Origin of the sequence: Schleiferia thermophila (genome assembly GCF_003337435.1) — a bacterium.
GTDB classification, from domain to species: domain Bacteria; phylum Bacteroidota; class Bacteroidia; order Flavobacteriales; family Schleiferiaceae; genus Schleiferia; species Schleiferia thermophila.
In genome coordinates, this window is the sequence record NZ_QPJS01000008.1 from 21,737 (window position 1) to 29,522 (window position 7,786).

Here is a 7,786-nt window from a genome sequence, read left to right on the forward strand (position 1 = left end):
TGAAAGTAGTGGCAAACCATATTTTTGTATAATAAATCAACACACTGTGGATAAACTCAATTTAAAGCCTGTAGAGGTTGTTTATGATATTACCCCGGAGGAATTTCATCAACACTTTTTGTTGCCGGGCAGACCTGTCATTTTGAAAAATTACACCAAAAACTGGAAAGCCGTAGAGAAGTGGAATTACGATTACTTGCGTAAAAAAGCCGGCCATGTGCCTGTGAAACTCTATGGAAAATGGCTTGAAAACAATCCGACGGCGATCGAAATGCCCCCTGTGAAAGAGGTGCCTTTTGGTGAGTACATCGATATGCTGGAACAGGGGGTGAAGAGCGATCTGCGGATTTTTCTGTTTAACATTTTCAAGCATGTGCCGGAGCTGCTGGAGGATTTTGAGTTTACGCCCATCACCACCAATTATCTGAAAGATTTTCCTTATATGTTTTTTGGGTGTGCCGGCAGCGATGTGAGGCTTCACTATGACATCGACCTGTCGAATGTGTTTATCACTCAGTTTTGCGGTACGAAGCGAATTGTGCTCTTTGACCAAAGCCAGACGAAGTATTTGTACAAATTTCCGCTCACTACACACAGTGCGGCAGATTTGATGGAGGTGGATTTCAAGAAATTTCCTGCACTCAAGTATGCGCAGGGGTATGAATGTGAAATTAACCACGGGGATACGCTCTTTATGCCGAGTGGAATCTGGCACTACATCCAATATCTGGACGGGAGCTTTTCGCTGAGTCTGAGGTCGTTGTCACCTACGATACCGGGTAAGATTCAAGGGGCTTATAATGTGTTTGTAATCCGAAAACTGGATGAGCTTCTGAACAAGTATTACAAAAATTCGTGGAGCGACTTCAAGCTGAAGCGCGCGATTCAGAAAACCAATGAGATAGTGCGTGAGCGTGAGCGGGAGCGAAATCAGGTATGATGGCCAGGATGGTTTGAATCGTGTAAAAAAGCTGTCGGATGCCTGCGTGAGGGATGCGGAGGGCGCCCGCCAGGGCGGTGCGCAGCACGGGAGCGAAGCGCACCCCGTAGCAGCCCGACCTCTGGCGCCCAAGGCCCGGCAGCCTTACCGGGCAGGGCGCCAGAGGGCACGCCCAAATGAATTCATGGCTTGGTAAAAAGTGAGTCCGCTGTTTTAAAATTGGCAAAAAATCCCATACACTTGCACGGCATTACATACATTGAATGAACACAATAGAGTTTTTATTTAATAAGATTTACACGGCGGAGGGCCTGATACGGGCTGTGAATGTGGAGAATTTTCTCGGGCACAAGGTGGCGCTGGTCAATGGTTTTCCGCATGCACCTTCGTTTGAAAATATTGTGAGGCTGGTGCGGCTTTCGGAAGATTGTCAGACTCGAATATTGGTATATCCTGTGGACTATGCCGAGGGCGATCCGGTGCCTGGTTTTGCGCTGATGCTGGCGGCTTTGTATCCGGTGGATGGCATCGGACTGGTGGCTGAAGCTGAGTGGAATGAAACGGTACGCATGCTGGAAGATAAGTGCGTATTGATTGATTTTGAGGCTGATGGCCAGGAGTAAGACGGCTTTTGTATGCCAGAGCTGCGGGGCTGTACACAGCAAGTGGCTGGGGCGCTGTACGGCATGTGGAGAGTGGAATACGATAACGGAGGAAATTGTCAAGTCTGAACAAAAGGTGCCGGCCTGGGGAGGACCTGCTTCGGGCACTGGTGTGAAAAGCCTGGCGATGCCCATTGCTGAGGTGATGCATAAATCAGAGCATCGGCTGCCTACGGGCGATGCAGAGCTGGACAGGGTGCTGGGTGGTGGTCTTGTACCTGGTTCGCTGGTGCTGGTGGGTGGTGAGCCGGGTATTGGCAAGTCGACGCTGATGCTGCAGCTGGCTTTGCACCTACCGGGGGTAAGGGTGCTGTATGTAAGTGGAGAAGAGAGCCCTCACCAGATTAGGATGCGTGCTGAGCGACTCAGGTCTGTGGGTGAAGGGTGCTACATACTGTCGGAGACTTCGGTTTCGGCCATTTTTGATGAGATTCGCAGGGTGCAGCCTCAGCTGGTGATTGTGGATTCGATTCAGACGGTATACATGGAGGGGCTTGAGTCGGCTCCTGGCAGTGTGAGCCAGATACGGGAGTGCGCTGCTGAATTTATGCGGTATGCCAAAAGTGAGGATGTGCCGGTGCTTCTGATCGGGCATATCACAAAGGAGGGGCTGCTGGCTGGTCCTAAGGTATTGGAGCACATGGTGGATGTGGTACTGAATTTTGAGGGCGACCGGCATCATTTTTTTCGCATTCTAAGGGCACAGAAAAATCGCTTTGGCTCTACATCGGAGATTGGGATCTATGAAATGACGTCTGCTGGTCTGGGTGCGGTGAGCAATCCGTCGGATGTGCTGCTTTCGGCCGAACGGCAGTCGCTGAGCGGCAATGCAGTGTGTATGACGCTGGAGGGGGTGCGTCCGCTTGCAGTGGAGGTGCAGGCGCTGGTGAGCTCAGCTGTGTATGGTACACCGCAGAGGAGTGCGACGGGTTTTGATGTGCGTCGGCTCAATATGTTGCTGGCGGTGCTGGAGAAAAGGTGTGGATTCAGGTTGGGTCAGAAGGATGTGTTTCTGAACATTGCGGGTGGTATCAGGGTGGATGATCCGGCTCTGGATGCTGCTGTGGTGGCGAGCATACTTTCTTCAAACGGGGATGTGGCGCTTTCGCCTGAGGTCTGCCTGGCGGCTGAGGTGGGGTTGTCGGGAGAAGTAAGACCGGTGAGTCGCATTGATACGCGTATCGCAGAGGCGGAGCGATTGGGTTTTAAAGAGGTGGTGGTTTCCAGATTTTGTAAAATACAGGAAAAGTTGCATCGCATTCGCATAGTGCAAGTGGGGCGGGTGGATGAGTTGTATCAGAAGTTGTTTTAAAGTATTGATGTAGCCAGAAGCAAGTGGTTCATTTTTTCTGATAAAATATGGTTTCCCCTGAAAGTAATCGAAACGGATATTTTACTGAGGTTGTTCGATTTCTTGTGCTTTTTTTTAAAAGTGGAAGTGTCAGTTGTAGCAAGGAATTGTGGGTGGTTTGTATGAAAATGCCCGCCTCCATGTGTATTCTTTAAAACTGAAGGGGGCCAAGTGGGCCAGGATTGTCAAGGAGACGGGCAGGTAAGCTTTTAGGAGGTATTAAATACGAACGAGCTGGTCGATGGCCATTTTTACATTGGAATAAATATCAGCTATACTACCTTCCATCATGTAGCATGGTGCGGTAATGATTCGGTTATGATGGTCGATGTGGATATCTCTAAGGGTTTTTTCGATGGTTTTTACACCGAGGGTACTGACAGCTGTGTGGGTACCCGCAATGTCGTATGGGGAGGGCTCTGCTGTGGAACCCAGCGTCACTTCGGCTTGATAGGATGTATCCTGAAGTGCTTTAGCCAAAATTGCCGGTGCAACGCAAAGAGCGCAGATGGGTTTTCCGAGAGCCAGGAAGTCCAGGATGGTTTTTTTCACATCGGGGTCTACCTCGCCTTCAGGCCCGTCGAAGGCCCACTTGCTCCAGTTTTTGGCCGCTCCAAAGCCACCGGGCATTACAAGTCCGTCGTAATGAGAGGCGTCGAGTTCTTTAAGGTCTTTGACCTGGCCACGTGCTATTCGTGCGGATTCGATTAAAATGTTTCGGGATTCGGGCATTTCTTCGCCGGTAAGGTGATTGATGACGTGATGTTGGTTTTTGTTAGGGGCAAAGCATTGGTAATCGGCTCCATTTTGCTTTATAGAGAGAAGGGCAAAAGTGGCTTCGTGGATTTCCGAACCGTCGTAGACACCGGATCCGGCCAGTAGTACAGCGTATTTTTTCATGGTTGAAATGTTTTTTTCATTTTTTACAAAAATAAACTTTCGCACTGGGAAGTGTTACTTTTACAGCAGTATTATTTGGAGTGAAAAGTGATATGAGAAGTGAATTGTCTTTTGCCGAACAGATTTTGAGGGGAATTCCAGAGGAGTTGCCCGAGCCCAAACCTTATGACCCTACGGTTAATCACGCTCCGAAGCGTCGCAATATTCTCACAGTCAAAGAGGAGGAGCTGGCGCTGAAGAATGCTTTGAGGTATTTCCATCCGAGGCATCACGGGGAGCTTTTACCTGAGTTTTACGATGAGCTGAGAAGATATGGTCGAATCTACATGTATCGTTTCCGGCCGGATTATGAGATGTATGCCCGCCCTATAGAAGAATATCCTCATAAAAGTCTGAAAGCTGCAGCCATCATGTTGATGATTCAGAACAACCTGGATCCGCGGGTGGCACAGCATCCTCATGAGCTTATTACATACGGAGGCAATGGAGCGGTATTTCAAAACTGGGCTCAGTATCTGCTTACGATGAAATATCTGGCTACAATGACCGACCAGCAGACGCTGCATATGTACAGCGGGCATCCGATGGGGTTGTTTCCCAGCAGTGAAGAGGCTCCCCGGGTAGTGGTAACTAATGGGATGATGATACCAAACTATTCCACTCCGGATGACTACGATCGCTACAATGCTATCGGAGTAACGCAATATGGGCAAATGACGGCTGGTTCGTACATGTACATAGGTTCGCAGGGCATTGTACATGGCACTTATATTACCGTGCTTAATGCACTGAGAAAGGTTTATCCTGATGATGAAAATCCTGCAGCGGGGCGATTGTTTGTAACTGCAGGACTGGGGGGCATGAGTGGTGCTCAACCCAAGGCAGCCAAAATAGCTGGTTGTGTGTCGGTAACGGCTGAAGTCAATCCTAAACCACTTTATACCAGATACGAGCAGGGCTGGGTGGATGTAGTGGTTACGGATATAAGTACATTGTGTAAAAGGGTAAAGGAGGAACTGGCAAAAAAATCAAACACTTCTTTTGCCTACCTGGGCAATGTGGTTGAGGTGTGGGATGCTTTTTTGAACGAAGGCATCTATGTGGATATTGGAAGTGATCAGACTTCGCTTCACAATCCGTATGCGGGTGGATATTATCCCTATGGTTTGACTTTTGAGGAGGCCAATCAGATGATGGCCGATGAGCCGGAGCGATTCAGGTCCATTGTCAATGACTCCCTAAGACAGCATGTAGACCTCATTAACCAACACACGGCAAGGGGGACGTATTTTTTTGACTATGGAAATGCTTTTTTACTAATGGCATCCCGGGTTGGTGCTAATATCATGGCAGAGAACGGGGAGGATTTTCGCTATCCCAGCTATGTGCAGGACATTATGGGGCCCATGTGTTTTGATTTTGGCTTCGGACCATTCCGCTGGGTATGTACCAGTGGCAGAGATGAAGACCTGAAAATCACTGATTCAATCGCCCGTGATGTATTGGAAAGGATTTACCAACATGCTCCTGTTCAGATTAGGATGCAACTCAGGGACAACATTTACTGGATCGAAAATGCCTGGAAGAACCGGTTGGTGGTAGGGTCAAAAGCCAGGATTTTGTATGCTGATAGTGAAGGGCGTATAGAAATCGCAAGGGCCTTTAACAGGGCTGTTAAAGAGGGGAAAATCGGTCCTGTGGTGCTAGGACGTGATCATCACGATGTGAGTGGAACGGATTCGCCTTACAGGGAGACTTCCAACATTTACGATGGCTCTGCATTTACGGCTGATATGGCCATTCACAATGTGATTGGTGACAGCTTCAGGGGGGCGACCTGGGTGAGCATTCACAACGGAGGAGGTGTTGGTTGGGGGGAGGTGATCAACGGTGGATTTGGATTGCTACTCGATGGATCAACACAAGCTGAACGCGCACTTCAAAATATGTTGTTCTTTGATGTTAACAATGGAATAGCGCGCAGAAGCTGGGCCAGAAATGCAAACGCTTTGTTTACAATTGAGAGAGAAATGAAAAGGCGAATTGATCTGAATATTACTATACCGCATCCTGCTGATGAGACATTGATCCGAAAGGTCCTACAAGCCAACTCGGGGCAGCCTCAGGTGAGCATGTAAATTAAGGATTCCTTTATGAGCTCAGGTTCAATCGGAGTATTGAGTTCGAAAGTTCCAGGTTTTTTGATCAGGGGCATGTAGAGTTTCTGTCCGATTGATTTCTTGTCCATATAAATGTAATCGAGCAGTATTTCGATGTCACTTGTAGTAATGGCGGGTCGTTGAAAGTGTTTTTGAACGATATTTTTGACAATTTTTAATTCATCTTGAGAGAAGCCAATTTTGTAATTGGAGATAAACAGCTCAGCAATCATTCCCCAAGCAACGGCTTCACCATGGTAGAGTTCATCTTGCTTGTCGAGGTGGAAGGACTCGATGGCATGTCCTATGGTGTGCCCTGCGTTGAGAATTTGACGGATTCCATTGTCTAAGGGGTCATTGGTTACGATGTGTTTTTTTAGTGACAGACATTTTTGGATCCATTCGTCTAGATAGCTGTCCAGACTATCGGGAAAGTGGATTTTAAATTCATTCCAGAGAGGGGCGTCCAGAGCGATGCCATATTTGAGTATTTCTCCAAAGCCTGAAAAAAAATGGCGTTCATCGAGGGTAGCCGTATACTCTTTATCCAGTAAGATGTATTTTGGAGGGTAAAAAGTTCCAATCAGGTTTTTAATTCCTCTAAAATCTATACCTGTTTTGCCGCCATATGCGGCATCGACCATAGCGAGTAAAGTCGTAGGTATGTTGATGTAATCAATACCTCTCATGTACGTAGAGGCTACGAAACCTCCCAAATCGCTTACCGAGCCACCGCCAAGATTGATCAGGAGGGAACGTCTGTCGGCCTGTAAGTCGACGAGTTCACGATATAGATGGATTACAACCTGGATGTCTTTACATTCTTCTCCGGGTTCTACTTCTATTTGGGAAATGTGTATGCTACAATCCAATTTATCAAAAAAATCTACTGCACATAGCTCTTGGGTATTTGAGTCTGTCAGCAGGATGATTTCACTGTATTGTTTGCTATCAATTATTTTTCTGAGATAAGTATAACCTTCAGCAGCATGAAGGATTTCTGAGTCAAAGAAGGATTTTTCCCGGGGCATGTATTCTTATGTTTTTGCTTTCGATTTCTTTGACAATTATTTGAATCACCTCAAAAAAAGTCTTTAGCTGCTCAGGAGTTAGTTTGCTCATGATATGGTTGTTAAAGGCTTTTACTGCTTGTCTGGCTTCTTCTCGTTTCTCAAGGCCTTCGGCTGTAAGTTTGATGATGACTACTCGTTTGTCGGTGGGATGAGGTTCTTTGACAATCAGGCCTTTTGATTCGAGGTTTTTCAAAATTCTGCTCAGGCTGGTGGCTTCCATTCCCATTTTAGGTCCTAAAGCGGTTGCCGGGGTGCCATTTTGAAGGTCTATGTTGAGCAGCACGTTGCCACTTGCCCAGGTAGTATTGTATTTGGCTGCTATATCGTTGTAAAATCTGCTGATGTATTGCCAGGCAAATTTGATTTGAAAATCGATGGTTTCTTCCGGTTTCATGCATTTGATCCTTTACAGTAGTAGAGTCAATTTGGAACCAATTTCTGAATGGTTTGAAAATTCTACTTCAAATGTATAAAATTCTATGTGTGCATTAGACTTGGAATAAATGAATTCTGGTTACATTAATATTTGGACAGATACTGTGGTTGTGTGAAATAAAAAAAAATCCGCCTCATATCACTGAGGCGGATTTAGGAAATTTCGGATACCAAGTGGGTTATTTGGCGATGGTCAGTTTTCGGTTGATTATACCTGCAGTGGAGTGGACTCTGAGCAGATAGCTGCCGGAGGGCAGGTGGCTGAG

General features: G+C 47.0%; 7 protein-coding genes. 4 read left to right on the plus strand and 3 right to left on the minus strand.

All coding sequences use genetic code 11. The annotated features are described in order from the left end of the window. Positions 1-46: 46 nt before the first annotated feature. From DES35_RS10945 to radA, 3 genes are all read left to right on the plus strand, one after another. A complete protein-coding gene (locus tag DES35_RS10945; protein ID WP_170125744.1) occupies positions 47-940 on the plus strand; it encodes a cupin-like domain-containing protein in 894 nt (297 codons plus the stop codon). Positions 941-1,203: 263 nt separating this feature from the next. Next, positions 1,204-1,563 (plus strand): hypothetical protein, encoded by a 360-nt coding sequence (locus tag DES35_RS10950; protein ID WP_114366574.1) that lies wholly within the window; start codon positions 1,204-1,206, stop codon positions 1,561-1,563. Further along, positions 1,550-2,914, plus strand: a complete 1,365-nt coding sequence (gene radA, locus DES35_RS10955; protein WP_114366575.1) for a DNA repair protein RadA — start codon at positions 1,550-1,552, stop codon at positions 2,912-2,914. The genes DES35_RS10950 and radA overlap by 14 nt, the downstream gene beginning before the upstream one ends. A gap of 258 nt (positions 2,915-3,172) precedes the next feature. On the opposite strand, the gene elbB is transcribed toward radA, so the two are convergent. Next, positions 3,173-3,853, minus strand: coding sequence for an isoprenoid biosynthesis glyoxalase ElbB (gene elbB / locus DES35_RS10960; RefSeq protein ID WP_037361048.1), 681 nt, complete (start codon positions 3,851-3,853; stop codon positions 3,173-3,175). 104 nt (positions 3,854-3,957) lie between these two features. Between elbB and DES35_RS10965 the strand changes: the two genes are divergently transcribed. After that, on the plus strand, positions 3,958-5,991 hold the full coding sequence (locus DES35_RS10965) for a urocanate hydratase (RefSeq protein ID WP_114366578.1): 2,034 nt from the start codon (positions 3,958-3,960) through the stop codon (positions 5,989-5,991). Here the strand turns inward: DES35_RS10965 and aroB are convergent. Then, on the minus strand, positions 5,976-7,043 hold the full coding sequence (aroB, locus tag DES35_RS10970; RefSeq protein WP_114366576.1) for a 3-dehydroquinate synthase: 1,068 nt from the start codon (positions 7,041-7,043) through the stop codon (positions 5,976-5,978). The genes DES35_RS10965 and aroB overlap by 16 nt on opposite strands. Beyond that, positions 7,018-7,479 (minus strand): MarR family winged helix-turn-helix transcriptional regulator, encoded by a 462-nt coding sequence (locus DES35_RS10975; RefSeq protein WP_114366577.1) that lies wholly within the window; start codon positions 7,477-7,479, stop codon positions 7,018-7,020. Before DES35_RS10975 ends, aroB begins: the two co-directional genes overlap by 26 nt. Positions 7,480-7,786: the final 307 nt, after the last annotated feature.